Source organism: Paraburkholderia aspalathi, from assembly GCF_905220735.1.
Lineage (GTDB): Bacteria > Pseudomonadota > Gammaproteobacteria > Burkholderiales > Burkholderiaceae > Paraburkholderia > Paraburkholderia aspalathi.
Map to the genome: position 1 here is coordinate 151,644 of NZ_CAJNBA010000010.1, position 17,836 is coordinate 169,479.

At 58.5% G+C, this 17,836-nt stretch carries 32 protein-coding genes; all 32 read right to left on the bottom strand.

The genetic code is table 11. The features are described 5' to 3' along the window. Nucleotides 1-69: 69 nt before the first annotated feature. Nucleotides 70-1,953, bottom strand: a complete 1,884-nt coding sequence (gene dsbD, locus KHO30_RS34785; protein ID WP_211703582.1) for a protein-disulfide reductase DsbD — start codon at nucleotides 1,951-1,953, stop codon at nucleotides 70-72. Then, nucleotides 1,946-2,278, bottom strand: a complete 333-nt coding sequence (cutA, locus tag KHO30_RS34790) for a divalent-cation tolerance protein CutA (protein WP_093643563.1) — start codon at nucleotides 2,276-2,278, stop codon at nucleotides 1,946-1,948. The genes dsbD and cutA overlap by 8 nt, the downstream gene beginning before the upstream one ends. Before the next feature lie 191 nt (nucleotides 2,279-2,469). Further along, nucleotides 2,470-2,862, bottom strand: a complete 393-nt coding sequence (rplQ, locus tag KHO30_RS34795) for a 50S ribosomal protein L17 (protein WP_006052227.1) — start codon at nucleotides 2,860-2,862, stop codon at nucleotides 2,470-2,472. Between the two features lie 182 nt (nucleotides 2,863-3,044). Further along, on the bottom strand, nucleotides 3,045-4,022 hold the full coding sequence (locus KHO30_RS34800) for a DNA-directed RNA polymerase subunit alpha (RefSeq protein WP_006052226.1): 978 nt from the start codon (nucleotides 4,020-4,022) through the stop codon (nucleotides 3,045-3,047). Nucleotides 4,023-4,146: 124 nt separating this feature from the next. After that, nucleotides 4,147-4,770 carry a 30S ribosomal protein S4 gene (gene rpsD, locus KHO30_RS34805; RefSeq protein WP_027800372.1) on the bottom strand — a complete coding sequence of 208 codons (624 nt, stop codon included), beginning with the start codon at nucleotides 4,768-4,770 and terminating at the stop codon, nucleotides 4,147-4,149. Nucleotides 4,771-4,926: 156 nt separating this feature from the next. Then, nucleotides 4,927-5,331 carry a 30S ribosomal protein S11 gene (gene rpsK, locus KHO30_RS34810; protein ID WP_006052224.1) on the bottom strand — a complete coding sequence of 135 codons (405 nt, stop codon included), beginning with the start codon at nucleotides 5,329-5,331 and terminating at the stop codon, nucleotides 4,927-4,929. Between the two features lie 28 nt (nucleotides 5,332-5,359). Beyond that, nucleotides 5,360-5,725, bottom strand: a complete 366-nt coding sequence (rpsM, locus tag KHO30_RS34815) for a 30S ribosomal protein S13 (RefSeq protein WP_006052223.1) — start codon at nucleotides 5,723-5,725, stop codon at nucleotides 5,360-5,362. Between the two features lie 41 nt (nucleotides 5,726-5,766). Beyond that, complete coding sequence (gene rpmJ, locus KHO30_RS34820; protein ID WP_004199844.1) at nucleotides 5,767-5,883, bottom strand: 50S ribosomal protein L36; 117 nt, start codon at nucleotides 5,881-5,883, stop codon at nucleotides 5,767-5,769. Nucleotides 5,884-5,903: 20 nt separating this feature from the next. Further along, nucleotides 5,904-6,122: a translation initiation factor IF-1 gene (gene infA, locus KHO30_RS34825; RefSeq protein ID WP_004521905.1), complete on the bottom strand. Its 219-nt coding sequence runs from the start codon at nucleotides 6,120-6,122 to the stop codon at nucleotides 5,904-5,906. Between the two features lie 8 nt (nucleotides 6,123-6,130). Then, on the bottom strand, nucleotides 6,131-7,477 hold the full coding sequence (gene secY / locus KHO30_RS34830; RefSeq protein WP_063497536.1) for a preprotein translocase subunit SecY: 1,347 nt from the start codon (nucleotides 7,475-7,477) through the stop codon (nucleotides 6,131-6,133). A 46-nt stretch (nucleotides 7,478-7,523) separates the two neighbouring features. Continuing rightward, complete coding sequence (rplO, locus tag KHO30_RS34835; RefSeq protein ID WP_054036556.1) at nucleotides 7,524-7,958, bottom strand: 50S ribosomal protein L15; 435 nt, start codon at nucleotides 7,956-7,958, stop codon at nucleotides 7,524-7,526. 29 nt (nucleotides 7,959-7,987) lie between these two features. Next, on the bottom strand, nucleotides 7,988-8,170 hold the full coding sequence (rpmD, locus tag KHO30_RS34840) for a 50S ribosomal protein L30 (RefSeq protein ID WP_007180126.1): 183 nt from the start codon (nucleotides 8,168-8,170) through the stop codon (nucleotides 7,988-7,990). A gap of 10 nt (nucleotides 8,171-8,180) precedes the next feature. Next, nucleotides 8,181-8,699: a 30S ribosomal protein S5 gene (gene rpsE, locus KHO30_RS34845; RefSeq protein WP_006052219.1), complete on the bottom strand. Its 519-nt coding sequence runs from the start codon at nucleotides 8,697-8,699 to the stop codon at nucleotides 8,181-8,183. A 14-nt stretch (nucleotides 8,700-8,713) separates the two neighbouring features. Further along, a complete protein-coding gene (gene rplR, locus KHO30_RS34850) occupies nucleotides 8,714-9,079 on the bottom strand; it encodes a 50S ribosomal protein L18 (protein ID WP_006052218.1) in 366 nt (121 codons plus the stop codon). Nucleotides 9,080-9,091: 12 nt separating this feature from the next. Beyond that, the gene (gene rplF / locus KHO30_RS34855; protein ID WP_028199570.1) at nucleotides 9,092-9,622 is read right to left on the bottom strand and encodes a 50S ribosomal protein L6; all 531 of its coding nucleotides are present in this window, start codon (nucleotides 9,620-9,622) and stop codon (nucleotides 9,092-9,094) included. Nucleotides 9,623-9,640: 18 nt separating this feature from the next. Further along, nucleotides 9,641-10,036 (bottom strand): 30S ribosomal protein S8, encoded by a 396-nt coding sequence (gene rpsH, locus KHO30_RS34860; RefSeq protein ID WP_006052216.1) that lies wholly within the window; start codon nucleotides 10,034-10,036, stop codon nucleotides 9,641-9,643. Between the two features lie 14 nt (nucleotides 10,037-10,050). Then, nucleotides 10,051-10,356: a 30S ribosomal protein S14 gene (gene rpsN / locus KHO30_RS34865; RefSeq protein WP_006052215.1), complete on the bottom strand. Its 306-nt coding sequence runs from the start codon at nucleotides 10,354-10,356 to the stop codon at nucleotides 10,051-10,053. A 7-nt stretch (nucleotides 10,357-10,363) separates the two neighbouring features. Continuing rightward, nucleotides 10,364-10,903 (bottom strand): 50S ribosomal protein L5, encoded by a 540-nt coding sequence (gene rplE / locus KHO30_RS34870; protein WP_006052214.1) that lies wholly within the window; start codon nucleotides 10,901-10,903, stop codon nucleotides 10,364-10,366. Between the two features lie 17 nt (nucleotides 10,904-10,920). Beyond that, on the bottom strand, nucleotides 10,921-11,229 hold the full coding sequence (gene rplX / locus KHO30_RS34875; RefSeq protein ID WP_028199569.1) for a 50S ribosomal protein L24: 309 nt from the start codon (nucleotides 11,227-11,229) through the stop codon (nucleotides 10,921-10,923). A 9-nt stretch (nucleotides 11,230-11,238) separates the two neighbouring features. Then, on the bottom strand, nucleotides 11,239-11,607 hold the full coding sequence (gene rplN, locus KHO30_RS34880) for a 50S ribosomal protein L14 (protein WP_006052212.1): 369 nt from the start codon (nucleotides 11,605-11,607) through the stop codon (nucleotides 11,239-11,241). Nucleotides 11,608-11,897: 290 nt separating this feature from the next. Further along, nucleotides 11,898-12,170, bottom strand: a complete 273-nt coding sequence (rpsQ, locus tag KHO30_RS34885) for a 30S ribosomal protein S17 (protein WP_007180129.1) — start codon at nucleotides 12,168-12,170, stop codon at nucleotides 11,898-11,900. Then, nucleotides 12,167-12,361, bottom strand: coding sequence for a 50S ribosomal protein L29 (rpmC, locus tag KHO30_RS34890; protein ID WP_007180130.1), 195 nt, complete (start codon nucleotides 12,359-12,361; stop codon nucleotides 12,167-12,169). The genes rpsQ and rpmC overlap by 4 nt, the downstream gene beginning before the upstream one ends. A gap of 10 nt (nucleotides 12,362-12,371) precedes the next feature. After that, nucleotides 12,372-12,788: a 50S ribosomal protein L16 gene (gene rplP / locus KHO30_RS34895; protein ID WP_007180131.1), complete on the bottom strand. Its 417-nt coding sequence runs from the start codon at nucleotides 12,786-12,788 to the stop codon at nucleotides 12,372-12,374. Nucleotides 12,789-12,790: 2 nt separating this feature from the next. Continuing rightward, complete coding sequence (gene rpsC / locus KHO30_RS34900) at nucleotides 12,791-13,597, bottom strand: 30S ribosomal protein S3 (protein WP_011490053.1); 807 nt, start codon at nucleotides 13,595-13,597, stop codon at nucleotides 12,791-12,793. 11 nt (nucleotides 13,598-13,608) lie between these two features. Continuing rightward, nucleotides 13,609-13,941, bottom strand: coding sequence for a 50S ribosomal protein L22 (gene rplV, locus KHO30_RS34905; protein WP_197070230.1), 333 nt, complete (start codon nucleotides 13,939-13,941; stop codon nucleotides 13,609-13,611). A gap of 7 nt (nucleotides 13,942-13,948) precedes the next feature. Next, nucleotides 13,949-14,224, bottom strand: coding sequence for a 30S ribosomal protein S19 (rpsS, locus tag KHO30_RS34910; RefSeq protein WP_054036552.1), 276 nt, complete (start codon nucleotides 14,222-14,224; stop codon nucleotides 13,949-13,951). A gap of 10 nt (nucleotides 14,225-14,234) precedes the next feature. Further along, nucleotides 14,235-15,062, bottom strand: a complete 828-nt coding sequence (rplB, locus tag KHO30_RS34915) for a 50S ribosomal protein L2 (protein WP_063497538.1) — start codon at nucleotides 15,060-15,062, stop codon at nucleotides 14,235-14,237. A 2-nt stretch (nucleotides 15,063-15,064) separates the two neighbouring features. Further along, nucleotides 15,065-15,379 (bottom strand): 50S ribosomal protein L23, encoded by a 315-nt coding sequence (gene rplW, locus KHO30_RS34920; protein WP_007180135.1) that lies wholly within the window; start codon nucleotides 15,377-15,379, stop codon nucleotides 15,065-15,067. Then, nucleotides 15,376-15,996, bottom strand: a complete 621-nt coding sequence (rplD, locus tag KHO30_RS34925; protein ID WP_007180136.1) for a 50S ribosomal protein L4 — start codon at nucleotides 15,994-15,996, stop codon at nucleotides 15,376-15,378. The genes rplW and rplD overlap by 4 nt, the downstream gene beginning before the upstream one ends. Continuing rightward, complete coding sequence (gene rplC, locus KHO30_RS34930) at nucleotides 15,996-16,655, bottom strand: 50S ribosomal protein L3 (RefSeq protein WP_007180137.1); 660 nt, start codon at nucleotides 16,653-16,655, stop codon at nucleotides 15,996-15,998. The genes rplD and rplC overlap by 1 nt, the downstream gene beginning before the upstream one ends. A 201-nt stretch (nucleotides 16,656-16,856) precedes the next feature. After that, on the bottom strand, nucleotides 16,857-17,168 hold the full coding sequence (gene rpsJ, locus KHO30_RS34935) for a 30S ribosomal protein S10 (RefSeq protein ID WP_006998489.1): 312 nt from the start codon (nucleotides 17,166-17,168) through the stop codon (nucleotides 16,857-16,859). Nucleotides 17,169-17,295: 127 nt separating this feature from the next. Next, a partial coding sequence (locus KHO30_RS34940; RefSeq protein WP_244864198.1) for an EF-Tu C-terminal domain-related protein occupies nucleotides 17,296-17,836 on the bottom strand: 541 nt, incomplete at its 5' end.

Sequence of the window (17,836 nt, forward strand, 5' to 3'; positions counted from 1 at the left end):
TGCGCCTTTTTGCAGGCGCGTCGGGGGTGCGGGTTTCTTTGCGCGCTCAGGCAGCATGGCTGCTTTGCGTTACGCCCCGGGCGCGTTCGCACGATCGAGGGTGCGCAAAAACTTGTCCGCGGACTCGTAGCCGACGACGCGCAGCACTTCCTTGCCACCCTGGTCAAAAAAGATGATGCCCGGCGGGCCGAACAGGCTGAAGCGCTTGAGCAGCATTTGATCGTCGGCGTTATTCGCGGTCACGTCGGCGCGTAGCAGGTTCATCTGCTTCAACTTCGCCTGAACGCGCGGATCGCTGAACGTGAACTTCTCCATCTCTTTGCAGCTCACGCACCAGTCTGCGTAAAAATCGAGCATAGCGGGCTGCGCAGCCGTTTTGACGGCCTCGTCGAGCTCGGTCGAGGAACGAACCGAAGCGAACGTCAGATCGCTCTGTGACGCTGTATTGGGCTTGTTGGAGGCGTTTGCCAAGCTAACGTTGGCGTCACCGCCGCCACGTTCGGCCAGGACGGCTAGCGGACGCAGAGGATCGGACGAACCCGCCGCCAGGCCGACCAGCAGCACCGCCGCCCAGATTGCCAGCGCCGCTCCGATACCACGGCCAAGCCGGCGCCACACCGAAGCGGCCACCGCTGGGGCCGAGAAAAGACCAAGCCCGGCTGCGGCAATCAGCAGCCACAACGCGCTCAACAGCATGGTCGCGGCCGCACCAAGCACCGGCCAGACGATCCACAGGGCCGCTGCAAGCAGCACCACGCCGAAAAACACCTTGACGCCGTCCATCCATGCGCCGGCGCGCGGCAGCAAAGTACCGGCGCCAAGACCGATGATCAGGAGCGGCACGCCGAGCCCTAGCCCCATCGAGAATAGCGCCGCGCCACCGAGCAACGCGTCGCCCGTATGCGCGATGAATGCCAGCACAGCAAAAAGCGGCGCGGTCATGCAGGCCCCGACCACCAGCGCGGACAACGCCCCCATAACAGCGACAGCGGCAAACTTGCCGCCGGAACGTCCAGTCGACGCGCGCGACACGCCATCCTGCCAGCGCTGCGGCAACGCGATGTCGAAGCCAGCGATCAGCGTCAAGGCGAAAACGGTCAGCAATACACCGAATGTACCGAGCACCCACGGGTTCTGCAGCCACGCGCCAAGGCTCTGCCCAACGAGTGCGGCCGCAATACCAAGCGCCGTGTACACGAGCGCCATGCCGATCACGTAGGCCAGCGACAAGGCAAAGCCTCGGGCACGCGTCACCCGCGCGCCTTCGCCAATGATGATTGCCGACAGGATCGGGATCATCGGATAGGAGCACGGCAACAGGCTGAGCACGGCGCCGGCCACGAAATAGAGCCCGATGATCGCGAAGAAGCCACCGCCTTGCAGCAGCGATTGCGCATAGTCGGCGCTGGTGGCGCGCTCATACCACGACGCGCCGGCGGCTGCGGATTGCTGTGTGGCGGCGGTAGTCGCCGCGGCGCTACCGGCCGGCTGCAAAGCCTCGCCGCTCACGTGGTACACGCGCTCCATTGGCGGATAGCAGATGCCTGCATCGGCACAGCCCTGAGACGTGACGGCCAGGTCGAACGGCCCCTGGGCCTGTTTCACCGGGATGCGGATCGTCAGCTCATTGCGATACGTCTCAACGTTCTTGTTGAAAGTCTGATCGAACTTGACATGACCGGCTGGCAATTGGGGCTCGCCAATCGTCGTCGTGCCGTTGCGGGTCGCGAACGCGAAGCGCTCACGGTACATGTAGTAACCGTCCGCGATCTTGTACGTCACGTCGACTTCGCCCGGCTTCTCGGTCGCGCTGAATTTGAAGGCGACGGCGGGATCGAGGAAGTCGTCCGCAGCGCGGGCAAGCGTGCCGAACTGCGCGAAGATCAGGCAGCCGAACAGGAAGAAGACTGCGCGCAACGCGTGGCGCGCACGTCGATTGAGACCGTTAAACATGGAGAGGACGTTGGGTTTCCGCAGAGATCCATTGGCCGTACGCGGCCGATGCCGTAGCTTGCCACGAGAGGATTTCCGGCGTGTCGTAGGGATGGTGCGCCTGAATGTATTGTTCAAGTTCGAGTGCACGTGCCGCGCTGGTCTTGAACAGCAACTGGATCTCCTGCGCTGTTTCGACCGCGCCCTGCCAGTGATAGCTGGACTGCACCGTGCCCAACTGCGTGACGCAGGCGCATAGCCGCGCGGCCAACGCATCTGTGGCGAGCTTCTGAGCCACGGCGGCATCCGGGACCGTGGTCAGAATCAAGGTCACATTCAAGCTCACGCTCACGAAGGCTCCAGACACGCTCAATTCAAGTGCCAATATCGTATCACCTAGCCTTGCGAAGCCGCAGACGCCCACGCAGCAAGCATGCGGCATTTGGCCGCCGCGATCGACATGCCGCAGTGAAATTCGCCGCCATAAACAAAAAAAGCCAGGCTTGGTGCCTGGCTTTTTCTTCGATGCTAAGAAGCTTACTCAGCTTCTTGCACTTCAACTTCTTCGACTTCCGGACGGTCCAGCAATTCGACCAGTGCCATCGGTGCGTTGTCGCCGACGCGGAAACCGAACTTCAGGACGCGCAGGTAGCCGCCCGGACGGGTAGCGTAACGCGGGCCGAGGACTTCGAACAGCTTCGTGACCGAGTCACGATCGCGCAGGCGGTTGAACGCCAGACGACGATTTGCCAGCGACGGCTTCTTGCCGAGCGTGATCAGCGGCTCGACGACTTTACGGAGTTCTTTCGCCTTCGGCAGCGTCGTCTTGATGACTTCGTGCTCGATCAACGAGTTGGACATGTTACGGAGCATTGCCAGACGGTGGCTGCTCGTGCGGTTCAGTTTCCGCAAACCATGACGGTGACGCATGTTAATTCCTTTGATTCAAAGTTTTGGTCCAGCTCTTCTATCGCGCTCGGTCTACCCTCGGTTTCCCAACGGTGACGAGTGCACGGGCCGGTAGTGAAAAAAGACAAGACGCGGATTTTAAAGGAAAATCCGCGTCTTTGCCAGTGCAGCGGCGGGGTCTTATCCCGAGACTACTACTCGACTTACTTGTCCAAACCTGCCGGCGGCCAGTTTTCGAGTTTCATGCCGAGCGTCAAACCACGCGACGCCAGTACTTCCTTGATTTCGTTCAACGACTTGCGACCCAGATTCGGGGTCTTGAGCAACTCGTTTTCCGTGCGCTGGATCAGGTCGCCGATGTAGTAAATGTTCTCAGCCTTCAGGCAGTTCGCGGAACGAACCGTCAGTTCGAGATCATCAACCGGACGCAGCAGGATCGGATCGATCTGCGGCGCACGCGACGGCGCTTCCGCCGTTGCTTCGGTGCCTTCCAGTGCAGCGAACACCGACAGCTGATCAACCAGAATACGCGCCGATTGACGGATCGCTTCTTCCGGCGAGATCACACCGTTGGTCTCGATGTTCATCACGAGCTTGTCGAGGTCGGTACGCTGTTCGACGCGCGCGCTTTCAACGGCGTAGCTCACGCGGCGAACCGGCGAGAACGACGCGTCCAGCACGATACGGCCGATGATCTTGGCCGACTCTTCGCCATAACGACGCACATTGCCCGGCACATAACCACGGCCCTTTTCGACCTTGATCTGCACGTCGAGCTTACCGCCCTTCGACAAATGCGCAATCACGTGATCCGGGTTGATCACTTCGCAATCGTGCGCGAGTTCGATGTCGCCAGCGGTGACAACGCCTTCGCCTTCCTTGCGCAGCGTAACCGTCACTTCGTCACGGTTATGCAGCTTGAAGACCACGCCCTTCAGGTTCAACAACAGGTTGACCACATCCTCTTGCACACCGTCGAGCGTCGAATACTCATGTACGACGCCTGCGATCGTCACTTCGGTCGGCGCGTAGCCGATCATCGACGACAGCAGCACGCGCCGAAGCGCGTTACCCAAGGTGTGGCCGTAACCGCGTTCAAACGGTTCCATGACCACTTTCGCGTGGCTCTCACCAAGCGATTCAACAGCGATGATCTTGGGCTTCAACAAACTGGTTTGCATAGGTTTTCCTTTTCAATACCCTCGGCTCGTTACACCGATAAGGCTGACCGGTAACAACCTGAAAATAAACAGCCGAGACGCCCCCTTGCGCAACGCAATCGGGGTGCCCCGGCCGTTAATCCGATTACCGCGAATACAATTCGACGATCAGGCTTTCGTTGATATCGCCAGCGATGTCGCTGCGTTCCGGCTTGCTCTTGAACGTGCCTTCGAACTTCTTCGAATCGACAGCGACCCAGCTCGGCAGACCGCCTTGCTCGGCCAGCGACAGCGCTTCGAGAATACGCGCCTGCTTCTTCTTTTGTTCGCGCACTGCGACGACGTCACCTGCCTTCACTTGCATCGACGGGATGTTCGACACCACGCCGTTCACCGTGATCGCCTTGTGGCTCACGAGCTGACGTGCTTCAGCGCGCGTCGAGCCGAAGCCCATGCGATACACGACGTTGTCGAGACGCGATTCGAGCAATTGCAGCAGGTTTTCACCCGTGTTGCCCTTCAGGCGGTCGGCTTCAGCGAAGTAACGGCGGAATTGACGCTCGAGGACACCGTAGATGCGCTTCACTTTTTGCTTTTCGCGCAGCTGCGTGCCGTAGTCGGACGTACGTGCACCCGACGTGCGGCCATGTTGGCCAGGCTTGCTGTCAAGCTTGCACTTGTCAGCGAGCGAACGACGGGCGCTCTTCAGGAAGAGGTCAGTGCCTTCACGGCGGGACAGCTTGGCCTTAGGGCCGATATAACGTGCCACGTTGATTCCTTCTATGATTGATCACACGAATGCATGCACTCGCGCTAGTCCGAACCCTTTGGGTCGAACGGTGGGCTTAGTCAATTCAATAGCGCAAGCAGCCTGTGGTCGCCGGCTTGAACACCGGCGGCAACAGGCGCTAGCGAAAACAGCGTCTTAGATACGACGACGCTTCGGCGGACGGCAGCCGTTGTGCGGGACCGGCGTCACGTCGGAGATCGCGGTGATCTTGATGCCAAGACCATGCAACGCGCGCACCGCCGATTCGCGGCCAGGACCGGGGCCCTTGATACGCACTTCGAGGTTCTTCACGCCGTATTCCATCGCCACGCGGCCAGCCGATTCAGCTGCCACCTGGGCTGCAAACGGGGTCGATTTGCGCGAACCCTTGAAGCCCTGACCACCCGACGTTGCCCAGGCAAGTGCATTGCCTTGACGATCGGTGATCGTGATGATGGTGTTGTTGAACGACGCGTGAACGTGAACCACGCCCTCGGCGACGTTCTTCTTGACCTTCTTGCGAACGCGTTGCGCCGCGGAGTTGTTCGAAGCCTTAGCCATTACGTTTTCCTGTAACTGTCAGTTCCGCTTACTTCTTCAGCGATTGCGCTGCACGACGCGGACCCTTGCGCGTACGGGCATTCGTACGCGTGCGTTGGCCACGCAGGGGCAGGCCCTTGCGATGACGCACGCCACGGTAGCAGCCGAGATCCATCAGGCGCTTGATGTTCATCGTCGTTTCACGGCGCAGATCGCCTTCAACGATGAACTTGCCGACTTCTTCACGCAGCTTTTCGAGGTCTGCGTCGTTCAGGTCCTTGACCTTCTTCGAAAATGCCACACCAGCAGCGACGCAGATGTCGCGCGAGCGCGTGCGGCCGATACCGTAAATTGCCGTCAGGCCGATTTCGGTATGCTGGTGATTCGGGATGTTAACCCCTGCGATACGAGCCATTGTTTTTCCTCAAACAAAAAGCGCAGCAAAAAGCGCGGCGTTCAGCCTTGACGCTGTTTGTGGCGCGGATCAGAGCTGCAAATCACGCGCACAACGCCTTTGCGCTTGATGATCTTGCAATTGCGGCAAATGCGCTTAACCGATGCCATCACTTTCATGATATTACCCTTTTTTCAAATCACTTCGCCCGGAACACGATCCGCGCACGCGACAGATCGTAAGGCGTCAATTCAACCGTTACCTTGTCGCCCGGCAAGATTCGGATGTAGTGCATCCGCATCTTGCCGGATATGTGTCCCAATACGACATGGCCGTTTTCCAGCTTCACCCTAAAGGTAGCGTTAGGCAGGTTTTCGATGACTTCACCCTGCATCTGGATAACATCGTCTTTGGCCATAAGTCCTTTCAACGCATCGGGACGCCGCCGCCTTTGAAATTAGCTTTCTTCAGCAGCGATTCATACTGTTGCGACATAACGTACGACTGCACCTGCGCCATGAAATCCATTGTGACGACGACAATGATCAGCAGCGACGTTCCACCAAAATAAAACGGCACGTTCCAGCGCAGTACCAAAAATTCAGGCAGCAGACAAACAAACACGATGTAGATCGCACCAGCCAGCGTCAGACGCGTGAGAATGCGGTCGATGTATCGCGCCGTTTGATCGCCCGGGCGGATGCCTGGGACGAAAGCGCCACTCTTTTTCAGGTTGTCGGCCGTTTCTCTGCTGTTGAACACCAGTGCGGTGTAGAAGAAGCAGAAGAAGACGATCGCCAACGCGTACAGCAACACGTACACGGGTTGACCGGGCTTAAGGGCTTCGGCCACGTTGTGCAACGTGTCTGCGAACCAGCTGGTACGCGACCCCGAACTAAACCAGTTCAGGATGGTTGCCGGGAAGAGAATGATCGACGATGCAAAGATCGGCGGAATCACGCCCGACATATTCAACTTCAGCGGCAGATGTGAAGACTGTCCGCCGTAAATCTTGTTACCGACTTGCCGCTTGGCGTAATTCACAAGAATCTTGCGCTGGCCGCGTTCGATGAACACCACCAGATACGTCACACCGGCAATCAGCGCGACCACGATAATCGCCGAGATGATGCTCATCGAGCCGGTTCGCACCAGTTCGAAAAGACCACCGATTGCGTTCGGGAAACCCGCCGCAATACCGCCGAAAATGATGATCGAGATACCGTTACCAAGCCCGCGTTCCGTGATCTGCTCACCCAGCCACATCAGGAACATCGTGCCGGTCACCAGCGTCACGACCGTCGTCAGCCGAAATACCATCCCCGGATCGATCACCAGGCCCGGCTGATTTTCCAGTGCGACGGCAATGCCGAACGCCTGGAATGTCGCCAGCAGGACCGTAAAGATACGCGTGTACTGCGTAATCTTCCGTTGACCCGCCTGCCCTTCCTTTTTCAGCGCTTCCAGCTGCGGCGAGACAATCGCCAGCAACTGCATGATGATCGACGCCGAAATGTACGGCATGATCCCCAGCGCAAAAATCGTGAACCGCGAAAGTGCACCACCCGAAAACATGTTGAACATGCCAAGGATGCCGCCCGACTGGCTTTGGAACAACTTTGCCAGCTGGTCCGGGTCAATACCCGGCACCGGAATGTGCGCGCCGATTCGGTAGACGATCAACGCCAGCAGCAGGAATACTGCACGCCGACGCAGATCGCCGAACTTCGCCGCGCTGCGACCGGGTTTTGCGAGACTCGGACTGTTAGCCAAGTACCTTCTCCGATGCAAATGCTAGTGACGGCAAATAACTTGCGCGTTACTCGGCAAAAGAGCCGCCGGCTGCTTCAATAGCAGCGCGCGCACCCTTCGTCGCACCCAGACCCTTCACAACGATCTTGCGCTTAAGCTCGCCCGTCGCGATGATCTTGGCGCTCTTGATCAGCTCGCCGAGCAGGCCGGCTTGCTTCAGAGCCAACAGATCGATTTCGTCGACCGGCAGCTTTTCCAGATCAGAGAGACGCACTTCACCGACGAATTCCTTCGTCAGCGAGGTGAAGCCACGCTTCGGCAGGCGACGTTGCAACGGCATTTGACCGCCTTCGAAGCCAACCTTGTGAAAGCCGCCCGAACGCGACTTCTGACCCTTGTGACCGCGGCCAGCCGTCTTGCCCAGACCGGAGCCGATGCCACGGCCGACGCGACGCTTAGCGTGCTTCGAACCTTCAGCCGGCTTCAGGTTATTCAATTCCATTATCAACTCCTTGAGTCCTGGTCAGCCGCTTAGCTGATGACCTTAACGAGGTACGAAACCTTGTTGATCATGCCGCGCACAGCCGGCGTGTCCTGCAACTCGCTAACCGAGTTGAGTCGGCGCAGGCCCAAGCCACGCACCGTTGCACGGTGCGTTTCACGGGTGCCGATCAGGCTCTTGACGAGCTGGACCTTGACAGTTTTATCAGACATGGTGTCCACCTTAGCCCAGAATATCTTCGACGGACTTGCCGCGCTTCGCCGCGATATCACCCGGCGTCGACTGCTTACGCAGACCGTCGAGCGTTGCACGAACGAGGTTGTACGGGTTCGTCGAACCGTGGCTCTTGGCCACAACGTTCTGCACGCCCATCACGTCGAACACTGCGCGCATCGGGCCGCCAGCGATCACACCGGTACCGTCCTTCGCCGGAGCGAGGAGAACCATCGATGCGCCGTGCTTACCGTGCACTTCGTGTTGCAGGGTACCGTTCTTAAGCGGCACCTTGAACATGTTGCGGCGAGCCTGTTCCATCGCCTTCTGAACAGCGACCGGCACTTCCTTCGCCTTGCCCTTGCCCATACCGACGCGGCCATCACCGTCGCCGACCACGGTCAGTGCGGCAAAACCGAGAATCCGGCCGCCCTTCACAACCTTGGTCACGCGGTTGACCGAAATCATCTTTTCGCGCAGGCCGTCGTCGCGTTCGTCAGCCTGAACTTTCGCTTGCATCTTTGCCATGACGAATTCTTCCCTTAGAACTTGAGTCCGGCTTCGCGCGCCGCATCAGCCAGCGCTTTCACGCGGCCGTGGTAACGGAAACCCGAACGGTCGAAGGCGACGGATTCGATGCCGGCAGCCTTAGCCTTTTCTGCAATGCGCTTACCGATCAGGGTCGCAGCGGCGACGTTGCCGCCCTTGCCAGTCTGATCAGCCAGTTGCGCACGCACTTCGGCTTCGAGCGTCGACGCGCTGGCGAGCACCTTGGTGCCGCACGGCGAGAACACTTGCGCATAGATGTGCGTGTTCGTGCGATGCACGGCGAGACGCGCGACCTGCAGCTCAGCGATCTTGATACGCGTCTGACGAGCGCGGCGCAGGCGAGATTGAGTCTTATCCATGATTGCGCACCCTTACTTCTTCTTCGTTTCTTTGAGGATCACAACCTCGTTGGCGTAACGCACACCCTTGCCCTTGTAGGGCTCCGGTGGGCGATAGCCGCGCACTTCTGCAGCGACCTGGCCAACTTGTTGCTTGTTGATCCCCTTGATCACGATTTCGGTTTGCGTCGGGGTTTCAGCCTTGACGCCTTCCGGCATCTGGTGCACCACGGGGTGCGAGAAACCCAGCGACAGGTTCAGCTTGTCGCCTTGCGCCTGTGCGCGGTAACCGACGCCAACCAGCGTCAGCTTGCGCTCGAAACCCTTCGTCACGCCGTTCACCATGTTCGCAACCAGTGCGCGCATCGTGCCCGACATCGCATTCGCTTCGCGGCTTTCGTCCACCGGCTCGAACTTCAGCGTGCCGTTGTCGTTCACCACCTTCACGAGGCTGTTTGCAGCCTGCGAAATCGTACCCAGCGGGCCCTTGACGGTAATGCGTTCGTCGCTCAGGGCCACTTCTGCGCCTTGCAGCGCGATCGGGCTTTTACCTACTCGAGACATGTTTCTCTCCTTTCGGCCTTAAGCGACGTAGCAGATGACTTCGCCGCCAACGCCCGTTGCACGCGCCTTGCGGTCCGTCATCACGCCCTTCGGCGTCGACACGATTGCCACGCCGAGGCCATTCATGACCACGGGGATGTCGTTACGGCCGCGGTACACACGCAGACCAGGCTTCGAAACGCGTTCAATGCGCTCGATCACCGGACGGCCAGCGTAGTACTTCAACACGATGTTCAATTCAGACTTCGCACCTTCGGACTTCACTGCGAAATCATCGATATAGCCTTCGTCCTTAAGGACCTGCGCAATCGCAACCTTGACTTTCGACGAGGGCATTGTCACCGAAACTTTCTCAACCATCTGCGCATTGCGGATGCGAGTCAGCATATCGGCGATAGGATCACTCATGCTCATTTACGTTTCTCCTATTACCAGCTCGCCTTGGTCAGGCCAGGGATCTCGCCGCGGAACGCGATTTCGCGAATCTTGTTACGCGCCAGCCCGAATTTACGGAACGTGCCACGCGGGCGACCGGTAATTGCACAACGATTGCGCTTACGGGTCGGGTTAGAGTTGCGCGGCAGTTGTTGCAGTTCCAGACGTGCTGCGTAATGCTCTTCGTCCGACTTGCTCATATCGCCGATAATCGCTTTCAGCTCAGCACGCTTGGGAGCGTACTTAGCGGCCAGGCGAGCACGCTTCTTTTCACGTTCGATCAGTGCCAGTTTAGCCACGGTAACCTCAGTTTCTGAACGGGAACTTGAAGCTGGCGAGCAGAGCCTTTGCTTCGTCGTCGGTCTTCGCAGTTGTCGTGATGCTGATGTTCAGCCCACGCAGTGCGTCGATCTTGTCGTAGTCGATTTCGGGGAAAATGATCTGCTCTTTCACACCGATGTTGTAGTTGCCGCGACCATCGAACGCACGACCCGACACGCCACGGAAGTCGCGCACACGGGGGAGCGCAACCGTCACGAAACGGTCCAGAAATTCGTACATTGCCTGACCACGCAACGTGACCATTGCACCGATCGGATAGCCCTGACGGATCTTGAAGCCAGCGATTGCCTTGCGTGCCTTCGTGATCACCGGCTTCTGGCCTGCGATCTTCGTCAGGTCGCCAACGGCGTTTTCGATGATCTTCTTGTCAGCAACCGCTTCGCCAAGGCCCATGTTCAGGGTGATCTTGGTGATGCGCGGCACTTCCATCACGGACTTGTAACCGAACTTCTCGATGAGGCCGGGTACAACCTTCTCTTTGTAAAACTCTTGCAAACGAGCCATTTTTTTACTCCGCAGCGTCAGGCGCTCAGCACGGCACCGGTCGTCTTAAGGAAACGGACTTTCTTGTCTCCCTCGACCTTGATGCCTACACGCGACGCCTTGCCATTCGCGTCGACCAATGCGACGTTCGAAATTTGCAGCGGCATCGTCTTGGCTTCCACGCCACCCGTCGTACCCTTCATCGGGTTCGGCTTGACGTGCTTCTTGACGAGGTTGATGCCCTCGACAATTACCTTGTCTTCGCCAACGGACAGCACGACGCCGCGCTTGCCTTTATCTTTGCCGGTGATGACGATAACTTCGTCACCTTTGCGAATCTTGTTCATCGCGACTCCTTACAGCACTTCAGGTGCCAACGAAACGATCTTCATGAATCGTTCGCTGCGCAACTCGCGCGTAACAGGCCCGAAAATACGGGTGCCAATAGGTTCGAGCTTGGCATTCAACAGCACTGCAGCATTGCCATCGAACTTGATCAGCGAGCCGTCCTGACGGCGCACGCCCTTGGCGGTGCGAACCACCACGGCGTTGTAAATTTCGCCTTTCTTCACGCGCCCGCGCGGCGTTGCTTCTTTGACGGTCACCTTGATGATGTCGCCAATGCTGGCATAACGACGCTTCGAGCCGCCGAGAACCTTGATGCACATGACTTCACGCGCACCGGTGTTGTCGGCCACTTCAAGCCGAGTTTCGGTCTGGATCATGGTTTATCTATCCCAACTTAATCCGGTCACACCACCATGGCGTACCCGGTCAGTCTTGGTCCCGTCAGCCAATCGGCTGCTTGGGTATGAACAGCAGCGACGGCAAACGAAACCCGCCATCGCAATCCGGTGAATCCTTCGGAACAGACTGGCGCCTGTACCGCTTCCCCCACCAACTTCGCCCGCGACGGGGCTCCCATAAAAGAGGGAAGACCGAGATTATAACAAATAATCTCGGTCTTGCAAGCGAAACTTACTGCGATTTCAACTACTTCTACAACTTTGCGGCGTCAGATGACGCGAGCAGCCTCGACCAGGCGAGCCACAACCCAAGCTTTCGTCTTCGAAATCGGACGCGTTTCCTGGATTTCAACGAGGTCACCCTCGTTGTACGTGTTCGCATCGTCGTGCGCGTGGTACTTCTTCGAACGCACAACGTACTTGCCGTAGATCGGGTGCTTCACGCGGTGCTCAACCAGCACGGTGACCGTCTTGTCCATCTTGTTGCTGACGACCTTGCCGACCAGCGTCCGCTTGAGCGAGGTTTTTACGCTATCGTTCATTTCTGGTTCGCCTTCTCAGTCAGGACGGTCCGCACACGTGCGATGTCGCGACGAACCTTCTTCAGCTGGCTCGTGTTCGTGAGCTGCTGGGTCGCGAGTTGCATGCGCAGGCCGAATTGCGCCTTCAACAGGTCCGACAGCTCCTTGTTGAGCGCGGCCTGATCTTTCTGGTGAAGTTCGGAAGCCTTCATCATTTGCTCCTTAGGCGCCGAGCTGACGCACGATAAACGTCGTCTTGAGCGGCAGCTTAGCTGCAGCCAGACGGAACGCTTCGCGTGCCAGCTCTTCGGTTACGCCGTCCATTTCGTACAGCATCTTGCCCGGTTGAATCTCTGCGACGTAGTACTCAGGGTTACCTTTACCGTTACCCATACGTACTTCAGCCGGCTTGTGCGAGATCGGCTTGTCCGGGAAGATGCGGATCCAGATGCGGCCACCACGCTTGATGTGACGCGTCATTGCACGACGTGCCGCTTCAATCTGGCGCGCGGTCAGACGACCACGACCGATAGCCTTCAGGCCGAATTCACCGAACGACACCGCGTTGCCGCGGGTAGCGATACCGGTGTTACGACCCTTCTGCTCTTTGCGATACTTTCTGCGTTTCGGTTGCAGCATCGTTATTCTCCAGTCTTCCCGCCGTCGCCGGCACCGCCAGCACGACGGGGAGCGCCACGGCGTGCACCTGCCGGGCCACCACCTTCACCATCGCGACGCGGACGGCGATCGCCACCCGGACGTGCGTTACGGCGCGGACGCTTTTCTTCGGCGACTTCTTCAACCACCGGTGCGTCGTTGCGGCCGAGCGTGTCGCCCTTGTAGACCCACACCTTCACGCCGATGATGCCGTACGTCGTCTTCGCTTCCGAAGTTGCGTAGTCGATATCAGCACGCAGCGTATGGAGGGGCACGCGACCTTCGCGATACCATTCCGTACGAGCGATTTCGATACCGTTCAGGCGGCCAGCGCTCATGATCTTGATGCCTTGAGCACCCAGACGCATTGCGTTTTGCATCGCACGCTTCATCGCGCGGCGGAACATAATCCGGCGCTCGAGTTGTTGCGTGATCGAGTCAGCGATCAGTTGCGCATCGGTTTCCGGCTTGCGGATTTCTTCGATGTTGACGTGGACCGGAACGCCCATGCGGCGTTGCAGTTCCGACTTCAGCAGCTCGATATCCTCGCCCTTCTTACCGATGACGACACCCGGACGCGAGCTATAAATCGTGATGCGCGCGTTTTTCGCCGGGCGCTCGATAACGACGCGACCAACCGAAGCGTTTTTCAGCTTCTTCTTCAGGTATTCACGAACACCGATGTCTTCCTGCAACATCGCCGCGAAATTGTTGTTGTTCGCGTACCAACGCGACGCCCAATTGCGGCTGACGGCCAAACGGAAGCCAGTCGGATGAATTTTCTGTCCCATCGTATGACCCCTTAATTCCCGACCGTCACAGTGATGTGACAGGATTGCTTCTCGATGCGGTTACCGCGGCCTTTAGCGCGCGCAGTAAAACGCTTGAGCGATGCAGCCTTGTCGACCATGATGCTCGTTACTTTGAGCTCGTCGATATCGGCGCCTTCGTTATGCTCCGCATTCGCGATCGCCGACAGCACGACCTTTTTCACGATTCCCGCAGCCTTCTTCGGCGAAAACGTCAGAACGTTCAGCGCCTTGTCGACCGGCAAACCGCGGATCTGGTCAGCCACAAGGCGCGTTTTCTGCGCCGAGATGCGGGCACCGCGATGAATTGCTTTCACTTCCATCATGAGCCCCTTATTTCTTAGCCTTCTTGTCGGCTGCGTGACCCTTGAACGTCCGGGTCAATGCAAACTCGCCAAGCTTGTGGCCGACCATGTTTTCCGAGATGTACACCGGAACGTGTTGACGTCCGTTGTGCACAGCAATCGTCAAACCGATGAAATCCGGCAGAATCGTCGAACGACGCGACCAGGTTTTGATCGGCTTCTTGTCACGTGCAGCGGCTGCCGACTCAACTTTCTTCAGCAAATGGGCGTCGCAGAACGGACCTTTTTTTACAGAACGTGCCATTGCCTACTCCTTAACGCTTGTGACGGCGCTGGACGATCATGCTCGTCGTGCGCTTGTTGCTGCGGGTGCGATAACCCTTAGCAGGCGTGCCCCACGGGCTCACCGGATCGCGACCTGCAGCCGTCTTGCCTTCACCACCACCGTGCGGGTGATCGACCGGGTTCATTGCAACGCCACGCACCGTCGGGCGGATACCGCGCCAGCGGTTCGCGCCAGCCTTACCGATTTGACGGAGGCTGTGCTCTTCGTTGCCAACTTCACCAATCGTCGCGCGGCATTCAACGTGAACGCGGCGGATTTCACCAGAGCGCAGGCGGACCTGTGCGTAGATGCCTTCACGAGCCAGCAACATCGCCGACGTACCAGCCGAACGCGCCATTTGCGCGCCCTTGCCCGGCAGCATTTCGATGCAGTGGATCGTCGTACCGACCGGAATGTTGCGGATCGGCAGCGTGTTACCTGCGCGGATCGGAGCTTCCGAACCCGACATCAGTTGCTGACCAACCGTCACACCCTTCGGAGCGATGATGTACTTGCGCTCGCCGTCTGCGTACAGAACCAGCGCGATGTTCGCGCTACGGTTCGGATCGTACTCAAGACGTTCGACCTTTGCCGGAATGCCGTCCTTGTTGCGACGGAAATCGACGACACGGTAGTGATGCTTGTGACCACCACCCTTATGACGCGTGGTGATGTGACCGTTGTTATTACGGCCGGCGGTCGTGGATTGCGAGTCGAGCAGCGGTGCGAACGGCTTGCCCTTATGCAGATCCTTATTGACCACCTTGACCATCGCACGGCGACCCGGCGAAGTCGGCTTAACTTTAACGATTGCCATGATTACTTGGCCTCCGCTTCAAAGTTGATTTCCTGGCCGGGCTTCAGGCAGACGTACGCCTTCTTCACGTCCTTGCGCTTGCCCATGAAGCGGCCAAAGCGCTTGGCTTTGCCCTTCGAGACCAGCACGTTGACGGAATTGACTTCCACCTTGAACAGCAGCTCGACTGCAGCTTTCACTTCCTGCTTCGTGGCATCGGGCGCGACTTCGAACACAACTTGCTCGTTCTTGTCGGCCACCAGCGTCGCCTTTTCGGAGATCACCGGCGCGAGCAGGACCTGCATCAAACGATGATCGTTCTTGCGAATCTCGCTCATGACAGCAACTCCTCGATCTGGGCGACCGCAGCCTTCGTGATCAGGATCTTCTTGAAGTAGATCAGCGACAGCGGGTCGGCGTAACGCGGCTCGACAACTGCCACATGGGCGAGGTTGCGCGACGCGAGGTACAGGTTTTCGTCAACCGTGTCGGTAATCACCAGCACGGAGTCGAGACCCATCGCCTTGAATTTTTCGGCCAGCAGCTTCGTCTTCGGCGCTTCGAGCGTCAGCTCGTCAACCACCGAGATGCGGCCTTCGCGAGCCAGCTGCGAGAAGATCGAGCAGAGGCCTGCGCGATGCATCTTCTTGTTAACCTTGTGCGAAAAGTTTTCTTCCGGCGAATTCGGGAAGATCCGGCCACCGCCGCGCCACAACGGGCTCGACGACATACCGGCACGGGCGCGACCCGTACCCTTTTGGCGCCACGGCTTCTTGGTCGTGTGCTTGACTTGCTCACGGTCCTTCTGCGCGCGGTTACCGCTACGGGCATTCGCTTGATACGCCACCACAACCTGGTGAATCAGGGCTTCGTTGTAATCGCGGCCGAACACTACGTCCGACGCGCTAACGCCTGCACCTTCCTGACCATTGGCATTCAGGAGCTTAAGTTCCATTATTTCGCTCCTTTCACGGCACGCGTCTTCACGGCCGGCGTAACGAATACCTTGCCACCCTTCGCACCCGGAACGGCGCCCTTGACCAGCAACAGCTTGCGGTCAGCGTCGATACGAGCGATTTCGAGGTTTTGCACGGTTACCGTATCGTCACCCATGTGACCGGTCATGCGCTTACCCGGGAAAACACGACCCGGATCCTGCGCCATACCGATCGAACCCGGCACGTTGTGCGAGCGCGAGTTACCGTGCGATGCACGGCCGGATGCGAAGTTGTAACGCTTGATGGTACCGGCGTAGCCCTTACCGATCGACACGCCTTGCACGTCGACCTTTTGGCCTACTTCGAACAGGTCGGGACCGACCACGGTGCCGTTCGACAACTCGGCAGCCTTGGCAGCATCGATCTGGAATTCTTTGAGGATTTCACCGGCTTGAACACCGGCTTTGGCGAGATGACCGGCCAACGGCTTCGTCACACGCGATGCACGGCGCGTACCGAATGCAACCTGCACGGCGGTGTAGCCGTCGGTTTCAACAGTCTTGATCTGCGTCACGCGGTTGTCGGACACGTCCAGCACGGTAACGGGAATCGAATCCCCTTCTGCCGTGAAGATACGGGTCATGCCAACCTTGCGACCTACGAGTCCAAGGCTCATCGTTTTCTCCATTCCCGACTGCGATTGGTCGGGGCTAATTTACAAAATGCCGGTGCCGTTTCGGGCGTGAAATCACGCTGCAGCACACCGACTTTTTTGCGCAAATGCGCGAAAAGCCCACTATTATAGCGAGGCTTTTCGTTTTCCGCAAGCAATCAATGACTTAGCGTTGCCCGGCACGCCAGGCAACCGCTACAAGCCTTATTGGAGCTTGATTTCCACGTCCACGCCGGCCGGCAGGTCCAGCTTCATCAGTGCGTCGACGGTCTTGTCCGTCGGATCGACGATGTCCATCAGACGTTGGTGCGTACGGATTTCGAGCTGATCGCGCGACGTCTTGTTGACGTGCGGCGAACGCAGGATGTCGAAACGTTGAATGCGGGTCGGCAGGGGCACCGGACCACGAACGATTGCGCCAGTCCGCTTTGCCGTGTCGACGATTTCAGCTGCCGATTGATCGATCAGGCGATAGTCGAAAGCCTTCAGGCGAATGCGGATTTTCTGGTTCTGCATGACAATTCCTTGGAAAGAGCGAGGCGGTATTGCGCCGCCAGATAGTAAAAGAACGTAGAGCCGGGCACCTGCTATGGCGCTGGCGCCCGGCTCCGGGCACCACTTACTGCAACTTCAACCCTCGATTTTACTCGAGAATCTTGGCAACCACACCTGCGCCGACCGTACGGCCGCCTTCGCGGATTGCGAAGCGCAGACCTTCTTCCATCGCGATCGGGTTGATCAGCTTCACCGTGATCGACACGTTGTCGCCCGGCATGACCATTTCCTTGTCCTTCGGCAACTCGATCGAGCCCGTCACGTCCGTCGTACGGAAGTAGAACTGCGGACGATAGTTGTTGAAGAACGGCGTGTGGCGGCCGCCTTCGTCCTTGCTCAGCACGTACACTTCAGCCGTGAAGTGCGTGTGCGGGTTGATCGAACCCGGCTTCGCCAGAACCTGGCCACGCTCCACGTCTTCACGCTTCGTGCCGCGCAGCAGGATACCCACGTTGTCGCCTGCCTGACCCTGGTCGAGCAGCTTGCGGAACATTTCCACGCCCGTGCAGGTCGTCTTCACCGTCGGCTTGATACCGACGATTTCGATTTCCTCGCCAACCTTCACCACGCCGCGCTCAACGCGACCCGTCACCACCGTGCCGCGACCCGAGATCGAGAACACGTCTTCC